Here is a 21725-nt window from a genome sequence, read left to right on the forward strand (position 1 = left end):
GGAGTATCGTTCGCGCACGGACCGCGGCGGCCGGTCCTGGAGAAGAGGCGGCGTAGATGGGTGTCACGAGCGAGAGCGGGCGGATCGTCGCCGGAGGCCGGAAGGGTGCCTACGTACGTCTGGCCGAAGGCCCGCAGGAGCGCCACATCTCGCGCACGGACCTGGCTCGCAAGCCCGAGGACCTGGGCGAGCCGGTGCTGACCGTCGCGCACCTGTCCGACATGCACGTCTGCGACCACCAGTCGCCGGCTCGGGTCGAGGTCCTGGACCGGCTCATGGACCCCGACGCCGCGACCCGCGAGCTGATCGACGAGATCGGGACGTACCGGGCCCAGGAGCTGCTCACCGCACAGGTCGGCGCGGCGATGGTCGAGGCGGTCAACGAGATCACCGCGGGCCCCATCGGCGGTGGCCCGCTCGATCTGGCGATCGCGACCGGCGACAACACCGACAACGGGCAGTACAACGAGCTCGACTGGTATCTGACGCTGCTCGACGGCGGCCGGCTGACCCCCGACTCCGGCGACATGCTGCACTACGAGGGCGTCGCCGACCGCCCGGACAAGCGTTTTTGGCACCCGCAGGGCGAGACGTACGACATGCGCCGGGGCGACCACGGTTTCCCGCTGGTCCCCGGGCTGCTCAAGGCCGTGCGCCGCGCGATCGACTCACCCGGGCTGGAGGTGCCCTGGCTCGCCGTCAACGGCAACCACGACAGCCTCCTGCAGGGCACCGTGCCCGGCAACTCCGCCATCGGTGAGGTCGCGGTCGGCGATCTGAAGGCGATCTCCATGCCCGAGCACTGGACCGACGAGGCCAAGGCGAAGCTCATCGCCGGGCTGATCTCGGGCGACCCGGTGGCGCTCGGGATGCTGGGCGAGCTCGAGCCCTACGAGGTGACCCCCGACCGGCGCCGGCGGCAGACCACGCTGCAGGAGTTCATCGACTCCCACGTGCACGACGAGGCGAAGCCGCCCGGCCACGGCTTCCGGGCCGGCGGCGACCCCTACTACCGCTACGACGTCAACGACGAGGTCACCTTCGTCGTCCTCGACACGGTCAACCCGGCCGGCGGCTTCCAGGGATCGATCGACGCCGAGCAGCTGGAGTGGCTCGACGCCGTGCTCGCCTCCACCGACTACGACGAGCGGCTCGCGGTGATCGCCAGCCACCACGACGTGGCCTCGCTGGTCAACGACATGAGCGGCGCCGGCGGCGCGCGGCGGGTGCTCAGCGACGAGGTCGAGCAGACCGTCTCACGCCATGAGAGCGCCGTGCTCTGGCTCAACGGGCACACGCACCGTACGTCGGTGAAGCCTCGCGGATCGTGGTGGGAGGTCACCGCGCCCTCGCTCGTCGACTGGCCGCAGCAGGGCCGGATCGTCGAGCTCATCTCCGACGGCGACGTGCTCACCATCGCCACCACGATGCTCGACCACGCCGGTCCGGCGCGCTGGAGCGGCTCGATCGAGGAGGTCGGACACCTCGCCTCGCTCTCGCGTGAGCTGGCCGCCAACGACTGGCAGGGGCCGCAGGTGCCCCTCGCCGAGCACCCGTCGGCCGGGACGGCACAGGATCGCAACGTACTGCTCCACCTGCTCGATCCGAGGGCCTGAAAGGCCTCCGACACGCCGTTATCTAGCGAATGACAGGCGGGTGGGGTTGCGTGGACCAGCGTTGTCCGCTGGACTACCACCAACCAAGTTCATGCAAGCGGCGTGGACATCAAAGCTTTTGGAGGAAAGACACGTGAGCTCGACCGCAGCCACAGGGCCTGCGGACCGGCTGGGCCTCAAGTCCGGCATGGTCATCCAGGAACTGGGCTGGGACAACGATACTGATGACGAGCTGCGGGTCGCCATCGAAGACTCCGTCGACGCAGACCTGGTCGACGGCGACTACGGCAACGTGGTCGACGCCGTGCTGCTGTGGTGGCGCGATGACGACGGTGACCTCGTCGACGGTCTCGTCGACGCGCTGACCGACCTCGTCGGGGGTGGGGTCATCTGGTTGCTGACGCCGAAGGTGGGCCGCCCTGGTGCGGTCGACCCGGCCGACATCGCCGAGGCCGCGCCGATCGCCGGACTGTCCCAGACCACCACCGCATCTGTGAGCAAGGACTGGGCCGCGACGCGTCTGCTGGCGCCGAAGACCCCGGTCTGATGTCCGCGACTCCGGGCGCCGATCGTCTCGGGCTCCGTCTCGACCGGATCGCTGGACACGCGCAGGCGTCCTTGCGTGAGCCTCGTTAGACTCCCGACGGTGTTCTCGACTACGGCTGCCAAGGCACGCACCGCCGGATCCGCGGCGAAGATCCTGGCCGGCTCCGGCATCGTCCGGCCGGTCAACCCTCTCGGGCTCGCACGCACCGGTCTGGCGCTGGCGCGCTGGGGCACCGGGCCGGCCGGAGGGTTCATCGGCCTCGCCCACCGCTACCCGCGGCGCACCGCGGTCATCGACGAGCTGGGGTCGCTGACGTACGCCGACCTCGACCGCCGCTCCAACGCGATCGCCCGGGCCCTGGCCGCCCGGGGGGTCGGTGAGGGCGACGGTGTCGCGATCATGTGCCGCAACCACCGGGGGTTCGTCGACGCGACCCTGGCGGTGGCGAAGCTGGGTGCCGACGCGCTCTACCTCAACACCGCCTTCGCCGGTCCGCAGCTCGTCGGGGTGCTGGAGCGGGACAAGCCCGCCCTGATCATCCACGACGAGGAGTTCACCGGGCTGCTGTCCTCGGCGACCTCGGCCGCGCGGCTGGTCGCCTGGGTGGACTCCGACGACCCCGGCGAGACGCTCGAGTCGCTGGTCTCCGGCGACGCCCGGCCGGTGGCGCCGCCGAAGCGGCACGGGCGGATCGTGATCCTGACCTCCGGCACCACCGGGGCGCCGAAGTCGGCGCCGCGTCAGGAGGCCGGGATCGACGCCGCGGTCGCGCTGATGTCGCGGATGCCGATGAAGGACGGCTGGCGCTGTTTCATCGCCGCGCCACTCTTCCACACCTGGGGAATCGCCCACCTGCTCTTCGCCGAGCTGCTCGGCACCACGATGATCCTGCGCCGCCGGTTCGACCCGGAGGACGCGCTGGCCACCCTCGCGGAGACCGAGGCCGACTCGTTCGTGGTCATCCCGGTCATGATGCAGCGGATCCTGTCGCTGCCGGAGGAGACGCTGGCTGCGTACGACCTGGAGGGGATCGCCTCCAAGCTGAAGGCCGTCGCGTCCTCCGGCTCGGCGCTGCCCGGCGACCTGGCTCTGGAGTGGATGGACCGGTTCGGCGACAGCCTCTACAACGTCTACGGCTCGACCGAGGTCTCCTACGCCTCGATCGCCGACCCCGTCGACCTGCGCGAGGCGCCGACCTCGGCCGGCAAGGTGCCGTGGGGGACCCGGATGCGGATCCTCGACGGCGAGGGCGTTCCGGTGCCCGATGGCGAGGCCGGCCGGATCTTCGTCGGCAACGGGCTCCTCTTCGAGGGCTACACCAGCGGCGGCGGCAAGGAGGTCGTCGACGGTCTGATGGCGACCGGCGACGTCGGGCGGTTCGGGCCCGACGGCCGGCTCTACGTCGAGGGCCGCGACGACGACATGATCGTCTCGGGCGGCGAGAACGTCTTCCCGCAGGAGGTGGAGGACTGCCTGATGCGCCACCCGCTCGTCGCCGACGCCGCCTGTGTCGGGGTCGACGACGCCGACTTCGGGAAGCGGCTGCGCGGGTTCGTGGTCCTCGTTCCGGACGCCGACGGCGACCTCGACGGTGGCGTCGATGCGGCGTTGAAGGACTGGGTCAAGGAGAATCTTGCTCGCTTCAAGGTGCCCCGCGAGATCGTCGTGACCGACGCCCTGCCGCGCAACGCGACCGGCAAGGTGCTCCGGCGTGAGCTGGCGACCTGGGACACCGAGGCAGTGGGTTCCAACGGCGAGAGGGCGGCAGAGCAATGACTGGACTTCAGATCGGCGGTCCGGCTCCGGACTTCACGCTCCGCGACCAGTTCGGTGCCGACGTCACGCTCTCGGACTTCCACGCCAAGAAGGCGGTGGCGATCTTCTTCTTCCCGTTCGCCTTCTCCGGTGTGTGCACCGGCGAGATGAGCGGGCTGCGCGACCGGCTCGACGAGTTCGTCACCTTCGACACCGAGGTCCTGGCGATCTCGTGCGACCCGGTGTACGCGATCCGGCAGTTCGCCGACACCGACCGGCTGAACTTCCCGGTGCTCTCCGACTTCTGGCCGCACGGCGAGGTCGCCAAGGCGTACGAGGTCTTCAACGACCGCACCGGCGCGCCCCTGCGCTCCTCCTACGTCATCGACAAGTCGGGTGTCGTGCGGTGGTCCGTGCACAACGACAACGCCGACGGCCGCGACCTCGAGGAGCACCTCCGGCAGCTCCACGCGGCGGTCTGAGCAGGTAGTTTACGGGTCATCAAAGTTCCGTTAACAGGCTGGTTACATCGCTTTTCCTATGCCCGGGGCGGGATCTAACCTTGAGTTGTTGAGCCGCTGATGACCCGAGACGTCAGCGGCTCAACTTCCATTTCAGGGTTGGTACGTCGGCCCGGTTCGTCGGGCCCGCCCCTGATCGCGTACTCTTGGGGCGCTTCGGACGCATAGCTCAGTTGGTAGAGCGCCTCCCTTACAAGGAGGATGTCGGGGGTTCGAGTCCCTCTGCGTCCACCACATCGACGGCGGCACATCGCCTCCATGACAACCCCGGCGGGGCAGCTACCCGAGCGTGATGAGCGAGATCGCGGCGGCGGTGAGGACCAGGCCGGTGACCTGGAGGGTGCTGAGCCGTTCTCGTAGGACGATCAGCCCCAGGATGACCGGGATCGCCGGGTAGAGCGCGGTCAGCACCACGGCCAGCGAGAGCAGCTGCTGCTGAGCGGCGAAGCTGTAGAGGACCAGGGCGAAGGTGCCGAGCACGCCGGCACCAGCGGCGGGGGCGGTGATCTTCGGTGGGATCTTCAGTGCCGAGAGGTTGCCGATCAGCAGGGCCCCGATCACCGCGACGGAGGAGAGTCTGCTGGCGAGGACGGGCCACATCCCGGCGCTCGGGTCTGCTTGGGCCAGGGCCACGAACTGGAGGGCGAAGCCCACTCCTGCGATCAGCGCGTACGTCGTCCCGGCGGCGAAGCCGGCCGCGACCCCTGGCGTATCGGCCGTGGTTCGGGAGGTCAGCCACAGTGCGGGGAGGGCGAGGGCGATGCCGGCCCAGGCGAGCGCCGGGGGCCGGTCGCCGAAGACGACCACCGCGGCCAGTACCGGTAGTGCGACGGCGGTGACGTCGCTGACCGGCACCACGACGCTGAACTTGCCCATGCTCATGGCGCGGTAGAGGAAGGCCACGCCGATCCCGGTCCCGACTCCGGACGCCGTGCCCCACAGGATCGAGACGGCGTCGACCTGCGCGGCGGGAAAGAACGGGACGCACAACAGGATGAAGACGCTGCCGCCTGCCTGAGCGAAGAACGCGACGACCGTTCCGTCCGCTCGTCGGGAGAGCAGTCCGCTGAAGAAGTGGGTGAGCCCGAAGAACAGCGCTGCGCTCAGCGCGAGGATCTCACCCACGGGGGTCGGCCCGGCAGTCTCTCTCGGCCTGGCCCACCGGACAGATCGCATCGCCTGCGATGCAGGCCTGCCGGTCGCACAGCCGACACAGGCGATCGTCGTCTCCGGGCCGGTGGTGGAGCTCGGGAAGGAGCTTCATCAGCAGAGCCTCCAGCTGCTCCTGCTCCTCCGGTTCCAGGGTGTCCACGATCGCGTCGAGTGAACGCCGCCGGGCCTCGCGAAGATCCTGTGCGAGGTCACGCCCTCGAGCGGTGAGCGTGATCGCCACGTTCCTGCCTGCTCTCGGACCACGCTGGAGGAGGCCGTCCCGCTCCAGGCCCTCGACCATGCGTACGGCGGCGGACTGGGTGAGACCGAGTCGTCTGCCCAGCTCGCTGGCCCCGATCCCGCTGCTGTCGGAGAGCAGGATCAGCGTGGCCGAGGCGCTGTCGCTGAGCCTGGCTGCCTCGGCGAGGCCGGTGCGGATGTGGTCGCTGAGGCCCTGGGCGGCGGCGCCGAGAAGGTTCGCTGTCCGTGACCTATGCATGACTCATGCATATCTTGTCGTGATCCTCAGGTCAATCGGCTCGTCGAGGCTGGCGGGGGATGCTGGCGGGGTCAGCGGCGAGCTGCGTACGTCTTCGCCGGCGTCGGCGTCCTGACCTCGGCGTCGGCGTGGGGCAGGAGCGTGCGGGCGGCGGCGAAGGCGATGAGGGTGATCGCGATGACCATGCTCGCGGTGCCGGTCCAGCCGGTGGCGAAGGCGAGGCCGCCGACCCAGCCGAAGAGGCTGGAGCCGGCGTAGTAGAACAGCGTGTAGAGCGAGGTGGCCTGGGCGACGCCGCTGGTCGCCATCGGTCCCACCCAGCCCGACGCGATCGAGTGCGCGGCGAAGTAGGCCGTGGCGAAGAGCAGCAGCCCGATCAGGACCGAGGCCAGCCAGTCGGGGATCGTCAGCGCAGCTCCGGCGACCATGGTCAGCGACGAGGCCAGGAGTACGCGTCTGCGGCCGAAGCGGCCGGCGAGCGTGGCCGCCAGCCGGGCCGACACCGCGCCGGAGAGGCCGGCCAGGAAGATCACCGCAGTCAGTGCGGGCGGCAGGTCGAACGGCTCCAGCTCGAGCCGGTAGCCGAGGTAGTTGAAGACCGCCACCTGTGCGCCCATCAGGAAGAACCCCTGCGCGTAGAGCGCGAGCTGACCGGGGTCGGTGAGGTTGGCGACCATCCCGGCCCATACGCCGGCAGGTCGAGGCTGCCCCGTCGCGGAGCCGGGGCGCTCGCGGGGGAGGGTGGTGACCGCGACGACGGCGCCCAGTGCGCTGACGACACCTGCCACCAGAGCTGCCACGCGCCAGTCGCTCACGTCGGCGATCGGCGCGGCGATCAGCCGTCCGACCACGCCACCGAGGACCGTTCCGGAGATGTACGTCGCGCCGGCGGCCATGGCAGCGCGCGGGCTCACCTGCTCGCTCAGATAGGCGAGTGCGAGCGCCGGGGTGCCGCCCAGGGCGATGCCCTGCCCGACGCGGAGGAGGACGAGCACCGGGAACGAGGTCACGAAGGGGAGTGCCAGCCCGATCACGGCCGAGGCGACGATGGCGATCGTCATCGCCCGCCCGCGGCCGATCCGGTCGGCGACCCAGGGCCAGCCGAGCGCGGCGAGGGCGAGCCCGATCGTGGCCCCGGAGACGGTCAGAGCGGCCTGGGAGGCATCGACCTCGAAGTCGCGGCTGAGCGCCGGAATCAGTGCCTGGGGGTAGTAGAGCTGCACGAACGTCGTCATTCCGATCGCGACAAGAGCGATCAGCACGCGTCGATGTCCCGGGTCGGCTGCCTGTTCGCTCACCCTGGTCACGCTAGAAACTCTGGAACCGTGCGTCCAATGCATCGGTGATGCGCGAATGATGCTGATCTGCATACGATGTCGGAGTGGATGCCACCGCCCGAAACGTCCTGGCGATGCTCCCGGCCCTCGCCGCCCTGGCCGAGACGGGACAGACGCACGCCGCCGCCGACCTGCTGCAGATGCCGCAGCCCACGGTGAGCCGCATGCTCGCGCGCCTCGGTCGCGAGCTCGGCGTCGACGTGGTCGAGCGGCACGGGCGGGGTCTGCGGCTCACTCGGGCGGGGGAGGCGCTGGCCCCGCACGCCGCCGCCGCGGTCGCGGCGGCCACGGCGGGCATCGAGGCGGTCCAGGCCCAGGAGTCAGGCGCCCGCGGGCGGATCGCCCTCGCGTTCCAGAGCACGCTCGGCGAGCGGGTCGTGCCGGCGCTGGTCAAGGCGTTCCTCCAGGAGCATCCCGGCACGTCCGTCGACCTGATCCAGACCTCGCGTCCGCGGTGCCTGCAGGCGGTCGACGACGGCACCGCCGAGGTCGCGCTGATCTCGCCGCTCGAGGAGGGCTCCGGTATGCGCCAGTGGCGGCTGCACACCGAGCCCCTGGTCCTGGTCGTGCCGACCGGGCACCGGCTGTCGACACGTGCCCGGGTGAGCTTCGCGGAGGCCGGCGCGGAGACGTTCATCTGCATGAAGCGCGGTTATGGGATGCGTACGCTGCTCGAGGGGCTCGCCCAGGCCAGCGGCGTCACGCCCACCATCGGCTTCGAGGGCGACGACCTCGCCACGCTCCGAGGACTCGTCTCCGCCGGCCTCGGTGTCAGCCTGGCACCCCGTGACCCGCACGGGGCCGCGGGCTGTGTCGAGGTGCCGTTGACGGATCCCGAGGCCGTACGTCACATCGGTGCCTGCTGGCTCGACCGCAAGCCCTCGACGCTCGCGGCCGCCTTCCAGGACCTGCTCCGTCGCCGGGGTCGGCGGCTGACCGAGATCGGCCTTCGTCCCCTGGCCGGGTGATCCGCGCGTTTCCTCGGAGATTCCGTGCGCCGCTGGATCGGGCGGTGCCATCATGAACTGCATGGCAGGTCGGAACATCGCCGGACGACAGGACGCCTCGCCGCGGGGCTACTTCGACGGGACCATCGAGGTCCTCCACCATGACCTTGCCCTTCCTGAGGCCTCGGTCAGCCACACCGGCGGCCCCGACCGGGTCGACACCGACGAGCCCGGGACCGAGACCGAGTTCGACCCCGTACGCCGCGTCGGTTTCACCGCGCCGCTCCGGATCCGTGAACCGCTCCTCTGGGAGGGCGACCAGGCCTAAACCACTCGGTGTCCATCGGGCATCGACGCGCAGCGATCTCCGACAGTCGTCGCGATGCGGGCGACCTCTAGATGAACACGGCAAGCATCAGGATGATCGGCAAGGAGATGAGCGAGGCCAGGGTCATCGGGACGCTGTGGGTCTTGACGGTGCCGCGGGTCGTGAACCCGAGCAGCGACTGGAACATCCAGAAGAAGTTGCTGCTCACGTGCGGGACGAACAGGGCGCCGGAGCCGGCCGCGAGAGCGATCAGCGCGACTGGGGTGTCCAGGCTCCCGGCGATCGGAGCCAGGATGCCGGCGGCCGTGATACCCGCGACCGAGATGGATCCGAGCGCGAGGTGGAGGATGGCCGCGACGAGCCAGACCAGCAGCAGGGGCGGCAGGAAACCGGTCGAGAACGCGTCGCCGAGAACCTCTCCCATCCCGGAGCCTTCGATGACGAATCCGAGAGATCCGCTGATCCCGGACAGCACCAGGATCGGTCCGCACTGGGTGAGGGCGGTGCCGATGGCACCGCTGATCTCCCCGCGCTCACGGACCCGGCAGGCCAGGGCGTAGGCCAGGGTGGCGCCGAGGAAGAGGGCGACGATGGGGTCGGTGAGGAGGACGACGGCGGGAGCGTCGATGTTCGCGGCCTGGGCAGCGGCGCCACCTGCGATGAGCAGCAGGGCGACCAGGACAGGGCTGATGGAGGCCACCAGGGACAGCTCGCGCACCGGTGCCGGGGCGACCCCGACCTGGGTGACGACCCCGGTTCCGGCGCCACCGGACTCCGGGGTCGGCGAGACCGGGCCCTCGTGCTCCGGGCCCTCCGAGTCCTCCGAGTCCTCGACGTCGTCGGGCAGCTCGTCGAGCTCGGGCTCCCACTTCATGAACCGGAGCACGACCGAGAAGACCAGCATCGTGAGGACCGCGGTGGGCAGGCCCACGACCAGACCGAGGACGAACATCTGGCCCAGCGGTACGTCGAGGATGCCGGCGATGGCGAGAGCGGCGACTCCCGGAGCGACGAACACGAGCCCGACCTCGATCCCCGCGGTGAGCGAACCGCCCATGAGGGCGCGACCGCGGGGTCCGAGCTTGGGTCCGATCCGGCGAGCGAGCGGGGAGGCGAGGACCAGCAGCACATCGGAGTAGATCGAGGTGAACAGCGTGCTCAGGGCGACAGCGAAGACGTACGGCATGCTTCGTTCGCCGAACAGCCTGAGCATCGCCTCGACGATGCGCTCCATGGTGTTGGTGACGGTCAGGAGTGCGCCGATGATCACGCCGAAGGTGACCAGGATGCCGATGTCGGCCATCACGTCGGCGAAGCCGCCGGATATCGCCTCGATCGTGCCCTTGGCGCCGACCGAGGTGGTCAGGCCCAGATAGAGGGTGCCGAACAGCAGCGCGAAGACCGGTGGGAACTTCAGCCACACGATCGCGAGGACGATGCCGGTGATGGCGATCGCGGTGTTGGCGATGAGGAGTACGTCATGCGACACGATCTGCGCTCCTGGTAGTCGGCGACCGTGCGGTCACCAGGCGGGTGAGACCCCACCATCGTGACGAACGTCACCCCTGTGGTGTCCAAGACTCATTTGCAGCCTGATCGATAGGCTTGCGCTATCGTTCGAGCGTTGCTGCAGGTCAGCGATCAGGTCGAAGTGGAGATGGGTGTCATGGACGTACGGCAGCTGCGCTACTTCCTCGCCATCGTCGACCAGGGCAGCGTCCACCGTGCCGCCGAGCAGCTGTTCGTGGCTCAGCCGTCGGTGACCCAGACCATCCGCAGGCTCGAGGCAGAGCTCGGCACCGAGCTGTTCCACCGCCAAGGCCGTGGTCTCACGCTGAGCCCGTCAGGCACGGCCCTCGTCGCCCCGGCTCGAGAGGTCGTACGGTCCCTGGACGTCGCCCGCGAGACGGTCGCCGCCGTGGACGGCCTTCGGGGTGGCACGCTGCGCATCGCCTCGATGCCCTCGCAGGTCGTCAGCCCGTTGACCGGCTTGCTGGCGACCTTCGTCGAGCGCTATCCCGGGGTGCAGGTCGCGGTCGGCGCCGCGGCGCGGCCCGACGATGTCCGGGACGCGCTGCGTCGGGGCGCGGCCGAGATCGGTGTCGTCGCCACGGCCGGCCCGGCCGAGATGCTCGCCGATCTCGACAGGCTGCCGCTCGAGCGCCAGTCGTTCGTGCTGGTGGCCCGCTCGGATGCGGACCTTCCGGCGGGGGCGGATGACATCACGGTCGGTGAGCTCAGCGGTCTCTCGCTGGTCGCCGGCCAGCCCGGCACCGGCATGCGTCGCGTCGCCGATGCCATCGTCGCGGCCACGGACTGCCACATCGTGGTCGAGATCGAGCACCGGGAAGGGCTGCTCCCGCTCGTGCTCGAGGGCGTCGGCGTCGCCGTGGTCGCGGACTCCTGGCGACCGCTCGCCGATGCCGTCGGCCTCCGCGTGCGGCGACTGGCGGTCCAGGACCAGCTCGACGTCGCCCTCGTCTGGCAGCCCCACCGGCTCAGCCCTGCTGCCGCGGCGTTCGTGGCGTCGGCCGAGAACCGATAGGTCGATCCTATCGATCGGGCTGCAAACTGGTCTTGGACGTCGCTGAAGGCGTCGTTGTTCGATGGGTCGCATGACGACCAGCTATCGCATCGCCCTGATCCCTGGTGACGGTATCGGCACCGAGGTCCTGCCCCCGGCCTGCGCCGTTCTCGACGCCGTCGGCAAGCGCCACGGCCTGACCTTCGCCTACGACTCCTTCGACTGGTCGTGCCAGCGCTACCTCGACCAGGGGGCGATGATGCCCGCGGACGGGCTGGACCGGATCCGCAACCACGACGCCATCCTCCTCGGCGCCGTCGGGTGGCCCGGCGTACCGGACCACGTCTCGTTGTGGGGGCTCCTCATCCCGATCCGGCGTCAGTTCCGGCAGTACGTCAACCTTCGCCCGATCAAGGTCCTCGAGGGCGTGCCCAGCCCGGTCGCCAAGGCGACCAGCGAGGTCAGTTTCGTGGTGGTGCGTGAGAACGTCGAGGGCGAGTACTCCGAGATCGGAGGCCGGTTCAACCGCGGCTTCCCGGAGGAGATGGCCGTCCAGGAGGCCGTGTTCACCCGAGCGGGGACCGAGCGCATCCTGCGCTATGCCTTCGAGACCGCCAAGGGCCGGAAGGGCCGGCTCGTCTCTGCCACCAAGTCCAACGGGATCGTCCACACGATGCCGTTCTGGGACGAGATCGCCAAGGAGGTCGGGGAGCGGTATCCCGAGGTCAGCTGGCGTCAGGAGCACATCGACGCGCTGGCCGCGAAGGTCGTTCTCGACCCTGGCCGGTTCGATGTCATCGTCGGCTCGAACCTGTTCGGCGACATCCTCTCCGACCTGGCCGCCGCGGTCGCCGGCAGCATCGGCATCGCGCCGGCGGCGAACCTCGATCCCGAGCGTGAGTTCCCGTCGATGTTCGAGCCCGTGCACGGCTCCGCCCCCGACATCGCCGGCCAGGGAGTCGCCAACCCGATCGGTGCCATCTGGTCGGCGTCGATGATGCTCGACCACCTCGGCCACCCCGAGGCCGGGGCCGAGGTCCTGGACGCCTTCGCAACCGTCCTGGCCACCACCGACGCCTGCACTCCCGACCTGGGCGGGACGGCCAGCACGAAGGAGTTCACCGAGCTCGTGCTCGGCAACATCGCGAGCCGCTGATGCGTGTCCTGGTCGCCCCGGACAAGTTCAAGGGAACACTGACCGCCCTCGAGGTCGCCGCCGCCATCTGCGGCGGCCTCGAGGACGTGGGGCTCACTGCGACCGCCCTACAGCTTGCGGACGGCGGTGACGGGAGCGTGGCGGCGGCTCTGGCGGCCGGCTTCGACCGCGTCCCCGTCCGGGTCCGGGGCGCAGACGGCGCTCCGGTCGACGCGTCCTACGCCTACGACGGCCACACCGCTGTCGTGGAGGTCGCCAGCACCTGTGGCCTGGCGACGCTTCCCGCGGGGCAGCTGCGCCCGATGACGGCGTCGAGTCACGGCTTCGGGCAGGCGGTCGGTGCGGCCGTCACCGGCGGGGCCAGACGCGTGGTGCTCGCGCTGGGTGGCTCGGCGAGCACCGACGGGGGCATCGGGATGCTCGCCGCCCTCGGTGTGCGCCTGTGTGGTTCGGACGGCCGGGAGATCGACGCCGGGGGAGCCGGGCTGGGCCTGATCGCTCGCGTGGACACCGATCGGATGATCGACCTGAGTGGAGTCGAGCTCGTCGTCGCCACCGACGTCGACAATCCGCTGCTCGGCCTGCGCGGCGCCGCCGCGGTCTTCGGGCCTCAGAAGGGCGCGACGCCAGAGGACGTACGGCGTCTGGACCTGGGACTCTCGTCGCTGGCGCGGGTGATGTCGGCCGCACCTCTGGCCTCGGAACCGGGGGCTGGTGCTGCCGGAGGACTGGGCTTCGCCTGTCTCTGGCTCGGCGCGACCCGGATCTCCGGAGCCGACTTCTTCCTCGATCTGCTCGACTTCGATCGGCACGTCGAGGGACACGACGTCGTCGTCACCGGCGAAGGACGCCTCGACCGACAGAGCCTGGGCGGCAAGCTGATCAGCGCAGTCGTACGACGGGCGGCCGGCCGCCCGCTGCACCTGCTCGTCGGCGACTGTGCGCTTCGGCCCGCGGAGACAGGGGCTCTCGGCCTCGCCGGCGTCGACGCGATCACGAGCCACACCGTCCGAGACACCCGCGAGGACCCCGACCTCTCGCGCACCCTCCTTCGCGAGCGTGCACGCGCGCTCGGACGCCGGCTCGTGATCGAGTCACATCAGCCATTTGGCTGATTCCTGCCTCAGCCTTGTTCGCGATGATCCGCGAAGCCGCCGCTGGTGGAGTTGGTGGCATGGCAGATTCTCTGGTTCGTACGCGGTCGGATACCCGTCCGCATCTCTCCGACAGGTTGACCTCGCGGCGGGGAGCATGGGTGGCGCTCGGGCTCGCGGTGGTGGTGATGGGGGTGCTCTTCGGGGCCTTCGCCGGGGCGGAGGCCCCGGCGAAGACCGGGGAGGCGCCGGCGGGCGCGGAGTCGACGCAGGTGAGCGAGCTGCTGGAGGAGTTCCCCGGGGCGGATCGGCAGTCCGTGCTCGTCGTCGCCTCCCGCGACGACGGCGGTGCGCTCTCCCAGGATGATCTCGACGGCCTCGAGCGGCTCGGCGGCCAGGTCGGAGCTCAAGCCGCGCCGGGCTCCGCCGGTCCGATGGTCAGCGAGGACGACAAGGCCGCGGCTCTCACCGTGCCGGTCACGGTCGGCGCCGACAACGCAGAGACATCGGAGGTGATCAAGGCGCTGCGTACGGACATCGCGGCGCAGGCACCCGACGGGGTCACCCTGCAGGTGACGGGCGGGCCGGCGTTCGGGGCCGATGCGGCCGCTGCCTTCGACGGCGCCGACGTCACGCTGCTGCTGGTGACGATCCTGATCGTGGCGCTGCTGCTGATCATCACCTATCGCTCGCCGGTGCTGTGGCTGGTCCCGCTGGTCGTGGTCGCCCTCGCCGACGCGCTCGCCGGGCGCGTCACCGCGGCGGCGGGAGAGCTGTGGGGCTTCGGGTTCGATGCCGGTGTCGTCAGCGTCCTGGTGTTCGGCGCGGGGACGAACTACGCGCTCCTGCTGATCTCGCGGTACCGGGAGGAGCTGCAGCGGACCGATGATGACCGTCTGGCGCTGAGCAGGGCCTGGCGGAAGACGGTGCTCGCGATCCTCGCCTCCAACCTGACGGTGGTGCTCGCCCTGCTGACGCTGGTCCTCGCCACGATCCCGATGACCCGTGGCCTGGGAGTTCCCGCGGCGATCGGTCTGCTCATCGCCGTCGTCGCGGTGCTGTTCGTGCTGCCACCGGCACTGGCGGTGTGTGGCCGTCGACTGTTCTGGCCGTTCGTCCCTCGTCCGGGTGAGTCACGCGACCAGGGCGGGGTCTGGCGCGCGGTCGCGGCGCGGGTCCTGAAGCGTCCGGTGGTGAGCCTGCTGGGCGGGCTCGCGCTGCTCGCGGTGATGGCCTCCGGCCTCTTCGGTACGTCGGTCGGGCTCGACCAGGTCGAGAAGTTCCGGGTGCAGTCCGAGTCGGCTGCCGGTCTCGAGACCCTCTCGGCGCACTTCCCGCCCGGTGCGGCCCAGCCGGCCTACATCGTCGCCGACAGTGCGGCCGCCGCCGAGGTGGCCGCGGCCGCAGGTGATGTGGAGGGGGTAGTGCGCGCCCAGCCGGCCGGGGTCACCGACGACGGGTCCTTGACGAAGATCATGGTGACCAGCGAATACTCGCCGGGCACCGAACGGAGTCTCGACCAGATCACCGAGCTGCGGGAGGCGGTCCACCCGATCGCAGGGGCGGATGCTCTCGTCGGTGGCGCGGTCGCGACCGAGCTGGACGCGCGCGACGGGGGCGAGCGTGACCTGCTGCTGGTCGCGCCGCTGGTGCTCGCGGCGAGCTTCCTGGTGCTCCTCGTGCTGCTGCGCTCACTGGTCGCACCGGTGCTGCTGCTTCTGGTGAATCTCGCCAGCGCGGTCGCCGCGATCGGCGCCGGGGCCTGGCTGAGCCGCGTCCTGTTCGATCAGCAGGCGCTCGACCTGCAGGTGCCGATCCTGGCGTTCCTGTTCCTGGTCGCCCTGGGGATCGACTACACGATCTTCCTCGTCCACCGGGCGCGCTCGGATGCGGCGCGGCTCGGCACCCGGGCCGGTGTGGTCGAGGCGGTCGCCCACACCGGTGGTGTGATCACCAGCGCGGGCATCGTCCTCGCCGGGGTCTTCGCCGCTCTCGGTGTGCTGCCGCTGGTCACCCTCGGGCAGCTGGGCCTGATCGTCGGTGTGGGCGTCGTCGTGGACACGCTGGTGGTGCGTACGGTGATCGTGCCGGCGATCTTCAGCCTGGTGGGCGACCGGATCTGGTGGCCGGGAACGTTGCAGGGTAGAGAATCGAGGCCATGAGCGTCGTACACGCGCCGTTGCGGCGGCCCGGCTCGGGATCGATCCCCGCCGGGCCGACCGTGCGGGCGATGGAGATCGGTCAGCACGTCATCGCCGTCGTGCTGACCGCGATCGGCGTCAGCAGGGCGATCGGCGACGGGGTGGCGGCTCCCGCCGCGATCGTCTCCGGGGCGGTGATCCTGCTCTGGCACACCGCCGGCACGGTCCTGCCCTCCAGGACGCGCTCGCACAGCCTCCCGGTGTGGTGGCTGCTCGGCTTCGCGGTGATCTGGATCGGCGCCGTCGCCGTCTCGCCCGAGTTCGTCTGGCTGGCCTTCCTGCTGTGGCTGCTCGCCGGGCACCTGCTGCCGCTGCGATGGGGGCTGGCCTTCTCGGCCGTCATCCTCGTGGTCGTGGTGGTCGCGCCGATCCTGCACCATGGCACGACCAGCTACGCGGACGTCTTCGGGCCGTTCATCGGGGGCGTCTTCGCGTTCGGCATCTCACGTGGATATCTCCAGCTGCTCCATGACGCCGCCGAGCGTGAGCGGCTGGTGACCTCCTTGCGGAATGCGCAGCGGGAGATGGCCGAGCTGCAGGACGAGCTCGCCCTCGCCCAGCGCCACTCGGGTGCGATCGCCGAGCGCACCCGGATCTCCCGCGACATCCACGACACCATCGCGCAGGCGCTCTCCTCGATCCGCCTGCTGACCCATGCCGGAGGCAGCCGCACCACGGATGCGGACGCGTCACGGACGTTCGCGCAGGTCGAGGCGCTCGCGGGCGACAGCCTCGGCGACGTACGCCGGATCATCGCGGCTCTGGCGCCCGCCGAGCTCGAGGACGGGGCGCTCGCCTCGGCGCTGCGACGCATGCTCGACCGAGCCCATGACGAGGCCGGCCTGCTGGTCGAGCTCCATGTCGACGACACGCTCCCGATCCTTCGGACCGAGGTCGAGGTCGCGCTGCTCCGCACCGCCCAGTCGGCGCTCTCCAACGTACGTCTCCACTCCGGTGCCACCCGGGTCGTCATCACGCTGACCGACGACCAGGATGCGGTACGCATGGACATCAGCGACGACGGCGCCGGGTTCGACGTCGCCGCCTGGGAGCGGGACGCCGGCATGGGGTCGTCCAGCTATGGCCTACGGTTCATGCGGGCCCGGCTGCGCGAGCTCGGCGGAGGGCTCGACGTGGAGAGCACACCGGGCGAGGGCACCGCGATCTCAGCACATCTCCCGATCCACGTCGAGGCGGTGTCATGACGACCACGGTGCTTCTCGTCGACGACCACCCGGTCGTACGCAGCGGGTTGCGGGCGGTCATCGACGCCGGCGACACGCTGCGGGTGATCGGGGAGGCTGCGACGGGGGAGGAGGCCATCGCCCTCGCCGGTGACCTCCGTCCCGACGTCGTGCTGTGCGACCTGCGCCTGGGGAGCGGGATCGACGGAATCCGGACCACGGTCGCGCTCCGCGCCCTCGATCCGGCGCCGGCGGTGCTGATCCTGACCACCTTCGACCGCGACGCCGAGGTGCTCGGCGCGATCGAGGCCGGTGCCGCCGGTTACCTCCTCAAGGACGTCGACCCCGAGGTCATCGTCCAGGGGATCCATCGCGCCGCTGCCGGTGACATGGTCCTCGCTCCCGACCTGGCCAGCCGGGCGCTCAAGGGCATGCGCAGCCCGCTGCCGCGGCTCACGGACCGGGAGATCGAGGTGCTGCGACACCTGGCGAGGGGCGCGACCAACAAGGAGATCGCGCGCACCCTCTTCGTCACCGAGGCCACCGTGAAGAGCCACCTCGCGCACATCTTCACCAAGCTCGACGTCGACAGCCGCTCCCGCGCCATCCACGTCGCGCAGGAGACCGGCCTGATCTGAGCGGCTCCGGGGCCGGGTCTCAGTGCTCGATGAGGCCCGACTGGTAGGCCCACACGGCGGCCTGGAGACGGGACTTGACGCCGAGCTTGGGCATCATCCGGGCCAGGTGGGACTTGACCGTGGAGACCTCGAGGACGAGCGCCTGGGCGATCTCCTCGTTGGACATGCCCTCGGCGAGGTGGAGGAGGATGTCGAGCTCGCGGGTGGTGAGGACCTCGCTGGCGCGTGCGGCGGTGACGGGCTGCGTACGCCTGCGGGTGACCACTTCTCGCAGGACCCGTCGGGTCAGCGAGGTGTCGAGGGTGCCGTGGCCGGCGGCGACGGAGCGGACGGCGGCGACGATGGCGTCGGGATCGGCGTCCTTGAGGAGGAAGCCGGAGGCGCCGGCCTCGAGGGCGCCGAAGACGTAGTCGTCGATGTCGAAGGTGGTCAGGACGAGCACCGGGATGGGGTCGGGGACGTCGGGGCCGCACAGCTCGCGGGTGGCGCTGATGCCGTCGCGGCCGGGCATGCGGATGTCCATGCAGACCACGTCGGGGCGCAGCGCGAGGGCCTGCTCGACCGCCTCCGCACCGTCCTCGGCCACCGCGACGACCTCGATGTCGGGCTCGGTCTGCAGCAGCGTACGCAGCCCGGCACGCACCAGCGGCTGGTCGTCGGCGACCACGACCCGGATCATGCGGGGATCCTGAGCCGGGTCTGCCAGCCGCCGTCGGCGGTCGGTCCGGCCTCGAGGGTCGAGCCGGTCAGGTCGGCGCGCTCCTGCATGCCGACCAGGCCCAGCCCACGGCGCTTCCGGGTGTGGTCGGGAGGCGTGGTGCGGGGCGGTCCGTTGCGTACCGTCACCACCACCTCGGCAGGGTCGCGGGAGTCGACGACGACCTCGCACCGGGCGCCCGGCGCGTGCCGGGCGGCGTTGGCCAGGCACTCCTGCACCGTGCGGTAGGCGGAGAGCTGGGCGAGCGGACCGACGCTCTGGTCCGCCCCGGGACCCAGCGTCGAGAACGACACCTCGAGCCCGGCACGACGGGCATCCTCGACGAGCGAGGGCAGGTGCGAGAGGCGTTCCTGCCCGCTCGCCTCCTCGGCCTGTCCGGGGCTGCGCAGGAGGGTGACCAGGCCACGCAGCTCGCGCAGCATCGCGGTGCTCTGGGTGCGGACCTGGCGGACGGACTCCTTGGCGCCCGCCGGGTCGGTGTCGATCTGCCGCTCGACCGCGCCGGTCATCACCGCGATCCCGGTCAGATGGTGGGCGGCGATGTCGTGGAGCTCGCGCGCCATCGCCGTACGCTCCTCCGCGATCGCGGCGGCGATCTGGGCGGACTGCTCGCGGTCGACGGCGAGGGCGAGGTCGGTCCGAGCATCCCGGGCGTCGCGACGTGCCCGGACGGTGGCGGCGAGCAGGGCCGGCGCGACGATCACGCCCGCGCCCTGGACCAGGCCGGCGAGGACCGCGGTGCCGGTGGGCACACCGATGCTCGTCTGGCTCAGGGCCGTGCCGAGCGCGACCAGCAGCCCGGCGCCGAACAGTGCCCCGACGAGGGCACGCATCCCACGGGGCAACGGCGTCGAGGTCACCGCCGACCACACCACGACCAGCACGGCCGCAGCGGCGAGGCTCGTGGAGTCACCCGCGCCGGTGAGCGCCAGCACGACCGATCCGGCGGCCACGGCCAGCAGCACCGGCAACGGCCGGGCGCGCCGTTCGAGGAGCAGCACGGCCTGCGCCGTGAGCACCACGAAGGCGAACCACCAGCCGCCGCTGCCGAGCGCCGGGCTCCCGGCGACCGAGGCGTCGGCCGAGTCGAGGCCCGGCGCGACCACCAGCAGCACCGTGGCGACCAGCCAGACCACGACGGGTGGGATCAGTCGCGGCGCCATCCGGGTCGTCTCCTCGTTCACGCCATCATCCTTTCCCGCAACCGGTCCCGGTCACCAGCATCTTTCGATGCAAGTACGAAGGTTCGCACCTTTGCCCGGCGCGACCGGGTCGCTCTGATTCCTAGGTTCAGGTCAGCAGATCGACCCATGCCGAAAGGGAACGACCATGACCACGACAACGACGACAACTCCGATAACCCAACCGGACCAAGGCCCACGAGCCTTCGTACGCCGCCACCAGCTCTCCACGTTCTTCGTGCTCGCCCTCGCCGCGAGCTGGCTGGCCTGGACACCGTACGTCCTGTCCGACAGCGGCCTCGGCCTCTGGGACCTCACCTTCCCCGGCGGCGTGATCGGCGGCCAGCTCCTCGGGATGCTCCCGGGTGCGTACCTCGGCCCCATCGGCAGCGCCGCGCTCGTCACCGCGATCGTCGGCGGCCGGGACGGGCTACGAGCCTGGGTGCGGGGGATGTGGCGCTGGCGGGCGAGCTGGCGCTGGTACGCCGGGATCCTGATCGGCGTGCCGGCCGCGATCATCGTCTCGCTCCAGGCCGCCGGGCACCAGATGGCGACACCGTCGCAGGCGTGGCTGATCGTGGCGGTGGCGTACGTCCCGGGGCTGTTGATGCAGATGGTCACGACCGGTCTCGCCGAGGAGCCGGGCTGGCGCGACTTCGCTCTGCCCCGGCTGCAGCGGAAGGTCGGACCGCTCGTCTCCGCGTTCGTGCTCGGTCCGATCTGGGCGCTGTGGCACATGCCGCTCTTCCTGACCGACTGGGGCGGCTGGCCGGAGGTCAGCTGGTTCGCGCCGCTCGTCTTCGCGGGCTTCTGCTTCACCTTCGGCATCGTGATGACCTGGGTCTTCAACCGCACCGGGCAGAGCCTGCCGCTGGCCATGCTCCTGCACGTCAGCGTCAACAACTTCGCCTCCGTGGCCTTCGCCGAGGTCTTCCCCGACGTCGACGCCGACCAGTTCCAGCTCGCGCTGCTGGTCGGGTCGGGCGTCGTCGCGACGCTGCTCGTCGTCGCGACGCGCGGGCGGCTGGGATACTCCAGCTGATCAGATCCGCTCGGCGACCGGCTCCCCGGAGGCTTCGGTCTCCGGGGCGCCGTCCTCGGCCGCGGTGAGCAGGAACCGGAGCCGGGTCAGCACCAGACCCGCGGTGAGGGTGCCGCCGATCACGACGACCGCCCACAGGTGGCCGAGACCGCTGCCGATGAGGGTGCCGGCCAGCGCCGGGCCGAGGATCTGGCCGAGGGTCAGGGTGAGACCGAGGGAGGCGTTGTAACGGCCCCGCAGGTGGTCGGGGGCGATGGTGTTCGCCAGGCCGGTCACGATCGGAGCCCACAGCGTCTCGCCGAGGCCGAAGATCGCGAGGCCGATCACGACGGCGGCGATCGCGCCGGCCACGGGCATCAGGTCGGCGGCCGCGAGCACGGTCCAGGCCAGCGACCAGGTCAGCACCGCGCAGGCCAGCGCGGTCGTGCGCCGCCACCCGGAGGTGAGCCGCAGCAGGATCACCTGCCCGCAGACGATCACCGCGGCGTTGGCGGCGAAGGCCCAGCCCAGGGCGGTCGCCGGCACCCCGGCCACGTCGACGGCGTAGGCGGTCGCGCCGGCCTCGAGCTGTCCGTAGCCGAAGGTCACCGCGAGCACGCCACAGGCGACCAGGGCCACCGCCCGCCTGTCGCGCAGGACCTCGCCCCAGGAGCCGGCGCTCGCGCGGTCCGGGTCGTCGTCGGTGGGACGGGCGGGGGAGCGGACCAGGAACGCCAGCACCGCGGCGTAGACGAGATAGGCGACGGCGTCGCACAGGTAGAGCACCTGGAACGTCTCGGGGCGGTCCACGTCGATGAGGAACGCGCTGACCAGGCCGCCGACGCCGATGCCCGCGTTCAGCCCCAGGAAGGCGAAGCCGTAGGCCCGCTCGCGCTCCTCGGCCGGAACCATCGCGGCCAGCAGGGTCGTCGTGCCGGGCCACAGCGGAGAGGCGCCCAGGACCACGCCGGCGAGCACCGCCATCGTCGGCACGGTCCCGTCGACGAAGCCGAGCGACCCGATCGAGACGGACTCCACGGTCAGCGCGGCCAGCAGCACCGGGCGCGGCCCGAAGCGGTCGAGGAGCGCTCCGACCCCGGGGGCGGCGACCAGGCCGACCACGCCCATCCAGGCGAACATCCAACCGGCGGTGGAGGACCCGAGGTCCTGCACCTGAGCCATGTAGACGTAGAGGAACGGGAGGGTCAGGCCGTTGCCGAGGGAGGCGAAGGCAAAGCCGGCGAGCACGCGGGTGGCCTGGGTGGGGGAGTGCGGCACGGGTGTGATCGTCCTCTCTCTGGCCCAC

20 protein-coding genes and 1 tRNA gene are annotated in these 21725 nt (G+C 70.8%); 14 read left to right on the top strand and 7 right to left on the bottom strand.

Annotated features, from left to right (window positions below):
- Nucleotides 1–56: 56 nt before the first annotated feature.
- The 5 genes from ACZ6WN_RS27470 (at nucleotide 57) to ACZ6WN_RS27490 (ending at nucleotide 4673) form a co-directional block, all read left to right on the top strand.
- Nucleotides 57–1616: a TIGR03767 family metallophosphoesterase gene (locus tag ACZ6WN_RS27470; RefSeq protein ID WP_465869296.1), complete on the top strand. Its 1560-nt coding sequence runs from the start codon at nucleotides 57–59 to the stop codon at nucleotides 1614–1616.
- 133 nt (nucleotides 1617–1749) lie between these two features.
- Nucleotides 1750–2163, top strand: coding sequence for a DUF3052 domain-containing protein (locus ACZ6WN_RS27475; RefSeq protein WP_008358178.1), 414 nt, complete (start codon nucleotides 1750–1752; stop codon nucleotides 2161–2163).
- 99 nt (nucleotides 2164–2262) lie between these two features.
- On the top strand, nucleotides 2263–3939 hold the full coding sequence (locus ACZ6WN_RS27480; RefSeq protein ID WP_465869298.1) for an AMP-binding protein: 1677 nt from the start codon (nucleotides 2263–2265) through the stop codon (nucleotides 3937–3939).
- Nucleotides 3936–4400, top strand: a complete 465-nt coding sequence (locus ACZ6WN_RS27485) for a peroxiredoxin (RefSeq protein ID WP_465869300.1) — start codon at nucleotides 3936–3938, stop codon at nucleotides 4398–4400. Before ACZ6WN_RS27480 ends, ACZ6WN_RS27485 begins: the two co-directional genes overlap by 4 nt.
- 197 nt (nucleotides 4401–4597) lie before the next feature.
- A tRNA-Val gene (locus ACZ6WN_RS27490) sits at nucleotides 4598–4673 on the top strand.
- Between the two features lie 45 nt (nucleotides 4674–4718).
- Here ACZ6WN_RS27490 and ACZ6WN_RS27495 read toward each other — a convergent pair.
- The 3 genes from ACZ6WN_RS27495 to ACZ6WN_RS27505 all read right to left on the bottom strand — a co-directional run bounded on the left by ACZ6WN_RS27495 (nucleotide 4719) and on the right by ACZ6WN_RS27505 (nucleotide 7388).
- The gene (locus ACZ6WN_RS27495) at nucleotides 4719–5564 is read right to left on the bottom strand and encodes an EamA family transporter (RefSeq protein WP_465869302.1); all 846 of its coding nucleotides are present in this window, start codon (nucleotides 5562–5564) and stop codon (nucleotides 4719–4721) included.
- Nucleotides 5557–6090, bottom strand: coding sequence for a MarR family winged helix-turn-helix transcriptional regulator (locus ACZ6WN_RS27500; RefSeq protein WP_465869304.1), 534 nt, complete (start codon nucleotides 6088–6090; stop codon nucleotides 5557–5559). Before ACZ6WN_RS27500 ends, ACZ6WN_RS27495 begins: the two co-directional genes overlap by 8 nt.
- Before the next feature lie 71 nt (nucleotides 6091–6161).
- A complete protein-coding gene (locus ACZ6WN_RS27505; RefSeq protein WP_465869305.1) occupies nucleotides 6162–7388 on the bottom strand; it encodes an MFS transporter in 1227 nt (408 codons plus the stop codon).
- 83 nt (nucleotides 7389–7471) lie between these two features.
- On the opposite strand from ACZ6WN_RS27505, the gene ACZ6WN_RS27510 reads away from it, so the two are divergent.
- Nucleotides 7472–8395: a LysR family transcriptional regulator gene (locus ACZ6WN_RS27510; protein ID WP_465869308.1), complete on the top strand. Its 924-nt coding sequence runs from the start codon at nucleotides 7472–7474 to the stop codon at nucleotides 8393–8395.
- 61 nt (nucleotides 8396–8456) lie between these two features.
- Nucleotides 8457–8702 carry a hypothetical protein gene (locus ACZ6WN_RS27515; protein WP_465869310.1) on the top strand — a complete coding sequence of 82 codons (246 nt, stop codon included), beginning with the start codon at nucleotides 8457–8459 and terminating at the stop codon, nucleotides 8700–8702.
- Between the two features lie 67 nt (nucleotides 8703–8769).
- On the opposite strand, the gene ACZ6WN_RS27520 is transcribed toward ACZ6WN_RS27515, so the two are convergent.
- A complete protein-coding gene (locus ACZ6WN_RS27520; RefSeq protein ID WP_465869311.1) occupies nucleotides 8770–10191 on the bottom strand; it encodes a GntP family permease in 1422 nt (473 codons plus the stop codon).
- Nucleotides 10192–10368: 177 nt separating this feature from the next.
- Between ACZ6WN_RS27520 and ACZ6WN_RS27525 the strand changes: the two genes are divergently transcribed.
- The 6 genes from ACZ6WN_RS27525 to ACZ6WN_RS27550 all read left to right on the top strand — a co-directional run bounded on the left by ACZ6WN_RS27525 (nucleotide 10369) and on the right by ACZ6WN_RS27550 (nucleotide 17499).
- Nucleotides 10369–11247, top strand: coding sequence for a LysR family transcriptional regulator (locus ACZ6WN_RS27525; RefSeq protein WP_465869313.1), 879 nt, complete (start codon nucleotides 10369–10371; stop codon nucleotides 11245–11247).
- A 70-nt stretch (nucleotides 11248–11317) separates the two neighbouring features.
- Nucleotides 11318–12382 carry a tartrate dehydrogenase gene (locus ACZ6WN_RS27530; protein WP_465869314.1) on the top strand — a complete coding sequence of 355 codons (1065 nt, stop codon included), beginning with the start codon at nucleotides 11318–11320 and terminating at the stop codon, nucleotides 12380–12382.
- On the top strand, nucleotides 12382–13497 hold the full coding sequence (locus ACZ6WN_RS27535; protein WP_465869316.1) for a glycerate kinase: 1116 nt from the start codon (nucleotides 12382–12384) through the stop codon (nucleotides 13495–13497). Before ACZ6WN_RS27530 ends, ACZ6WN_RS27535 begins: the two co-directional genes overlap by 1 nt.
- Nucleotides 13498–13637: 140 nt before the next feature.
- Nucleotides 13638–15638 carry an MMPL family transporter gene (locus tag ACZ6WN_RS27540; RefSeq protein ID WP_465869317.1) on the top strand — a complete coding sequence of 667 codons (2001 nt, stop codon included), beginning with the start codon at nucleotides 13638–13640 and terminating at the stop codon, nucleotides 15636–15638.
- Entirely contained in the window at nucleotides 15635–16882 is a 1248-nt protein-coding gene (locus tag ACZ6WN_RS27545) for a sensor histidine kinase (protein ID WP_465869318.1), read from the top strand. The genes ACZ6WN_RS27540 and ACZ6WN_RS27545 overlap by 4 nt, the downstream gene beginning before the upstream one ends.
- Nucleotides 16879–17499, top strand: coding sequence for a response regulator (locus tag ACZ6WN_RS27550; RefSeq protein ID WP_465869320.1), 621 nt, complete (start codon nucleotides 16879–16881; stop codon nucleotides 17497–17499). Before ACZ6WN_RS27545 ends, ACZ6WN_RS27550 begins: the two co-directional genes overlap by 4 nt.
- 19 nt (nucleotides 17500–17518) lie before the next feature.
- On the opposite strand, the gene ACZ6WN_RS27555 is transcribed toward ACZ6WN_RS27550, so the two are convergent.
- Together ACZ6WN_RS27555 and ACZ6WN_RS27560 are read right to left on the bottom strand one after the other, a co-directional pair.
- Complete coding sequence (locus ACZ6WN_RS27555) at nucleotides 17519–18178, bottom strand: response regulator (RefSeq protein WP_465869322.1); 660 nt, start codon at nucleotides 18176–18178, stop codon at nucleotides 17519–17521.
- Nucleotides 18175–19401: a sensor histidine kinase gene (locus ACZ6WN_RS27560; protein ID WP_465869324.1), complete on the bottom strand. Its 1227-nt coding sequence runs from the start codon at nucleotides 19399–19401 to the stop codon at nucleotides 18175–18177. Before ACZ6WN_RS27560 ends, ACZ6WN_RS27555 begins: the two co-directional genes overlap by 4 nt.
- Nucleotides 19402–19546: 145 nt before the next feature.
- Here ACZ6WN_RS27560 and ACZ6WN_RS27565 point away from each other — a divergent pair, with 145 nt between their 5' ends.
- The gene (locus ACZ6WN_RS27565) at nucleotides 19547–20440 is read left to right on the top strand and encodes a CPBP family glutamic-type intramembrane protease (RefSeq protein WP_465869325.1); all 894 of its coding nucleotides are present in this window, start codon (nucleotides 19547–19549) and stop codon (nucleotides 20438–20440) included.
- On the opposite strand, the gene ACZ6WN_RS27570 is transcribed toward ACZ6WN_RS27565, so the two are convergent.
- Nucleotides 20441–21697 (bottom strand): MFS transporter, encoded by a 1257-nt coding sequence (locus tag ACZ6WN_RS27570; RefSeq protein ID WP_465869327.1) that lies wholly within the window; start codon nucleotides 21695–21697, stop codon nucleotides 20441–20443. It abuts the gene before it with no gap.
- Nucleotides 21698–21725: the final 28 nt, after the last annotated feature.

This window comes from Nocardioides sp. NPDC054178, from assembly GCF_055585005.1.

Bases quoted from the DNA above. Each gene is read 5' to 3' on its own strand.
- ACZ6WN_RS27470 (WP_465869296.1), top strand. From the start codon at position 57: ATGGGTGTCACGAGCGAGAGCGGGCGGATCGTCGCCGGAGGCCGGAAG.
- ACZ6WN_RS27485 (WP_465869300.1), top strand. From the start codon at position 3,936: ATGACTGGACTTCAGATCGGCGGTCCGGCTCCGGACTTCACGCTCCGC.
- ACZ6WN_RS27500 (WP_465869304.1), bottom strand. From the start codon at position 6,090: ATGCATAGGTCACGGACAGCGAACCTTCTCGGCGCCGCCGCCCAGGGC.
- ACZ6WN_RS27515 (WP_465869310.1), top strand. From the start codon at position 8,457: ATGGCAGGTCGGAACATCGCCGGACGACAGGACGCCTCGCCGCGGGGC.
- ACZ6WN_RS27525 (WP_465869313.1), top strand. From the start codon at position 10,369: ATGGACGTACGGCAGCTGCGCTACTTCCTCGCCATCGTCGACCAGGGC.
- ACZ6WN_RS27530 (WP_465869314.1), top strand. From the start codon at position 11,318: ATGACGACCAGCTATCGCATCGCCCTGATCCCTGGTGACGGTATCGGC.
- ACZ6WN_RS27535 (WP_465869316.1), top strand. From the start codon at position 12,382: ATGCGTGTCCTGGTCGCCCCGGACAAGTTCAAGGGAACACTGACCGCC.
- ACZ6WN_RS27545 (WP_465869318.1), top strand. From the start codon at position 15,635: ATGAGCGTCGTACACGCGCCGTTGCGGCGGCCCGGCTCGGGATCGATC.
- ACZ6WN_RS27550 (WP_465869320.1), top strand. From the start codon at position 16,879: ATGACGACCACGGTGCTTCTCGTCGACGACCACCCGGTCGTACGCAGC.
- ACZ6WN_RS27555 (WP_465869322.1), bottom strand. From the start codon at position 18,178: ATGATCCGGGTCGTGGTCGCCGACGACCAGCCGCTGGTGCGTGCCGGG.
- ACZ6WN_RS27565 (WP_465869325.1), top strand. From the start codon at position 19,547: ATGACCACGACAACGACGACAACTCCGATAACCCAACCGGACCAAGGC.